3 tRNA genes are annotated in these 468 nt (G+C 43.8%); all 3 read left to right on the top strand.

Annotation, left to right across the window (positions count from 1 at the left end):
• Window positions 1-104 precede the first annotated feature (104 nt).
• Window positions 105-180: transfer RNA gene (locus C2M25_RS09170), tRNA-Lys, on the top strand.
• A gap of 56 nt (window positions 181-236) precedes the next feature.
• Window positions 237-312 (top strand) — tRNA-Lys (locus C2M25_RS09165).
• A gap of 56 nt (window positions 313-368) precedes the next feature.
• Window positions 369-444: transfer RNA gene (locus tag C2M25_RS09160), tRNA-Lys, on the top strand.
• Window positions 445-468: the final 24 nt, after the last annotated feature.

The following is a 468-nucleotide window of genomic DNA, read 5'->3' as shown; positions in this document are numbered from 1 at the left end:
GAGCAGTGGACTTTTAATCCATTGGTCGATGGTTCAAGTCCATCATGACCCACCATTCTTCGAATGGTCTTATATCGGCGGATTAACGCAATTAATACCAGAGCGGGTCATTAGCTCAGTTGGTAGAGCAGTGGACTTTTAATCCATTGGTCGATGGTTCAAGTCCATCATGACCCACCATTTTATGGTATTATTCAAATCGACGGATTTACGTAGCTTTTAATAAGCAGCAGAGCGGGTCATTAGCTCAGTTGGTAGAGCAGTGGACTTTTAATCCATTGGTCGATGGTTCAAGTCCATCATGACCCACCATTCTTTGAATGGTTCTATATCGGCGGATTTACGTAGCTTTTAATAAGCAGCAGAGCGGGTCATTAGCTCAGTTGGTAGAGCAGTGGACTTTTAATCCATTGGTCGATGGTTCAAGTCCATCATGACCCACCATTCTTCGAATGGTCTTATATCGGC

The organism is Pseudoalteromonas sp. T1lg21 (assembly GCF_002964625.1).
Lineage (GTDB): Bacteria > Pseudomonadota > Gammaproteobacteria > Enterobacterales > Alteromonadaceae > Pseudoalteromonas > Pseudoalteromonas gelatinilytica.
This window is presented reverse-complemented; position numbering and strand designations above follow the sequence as displayed.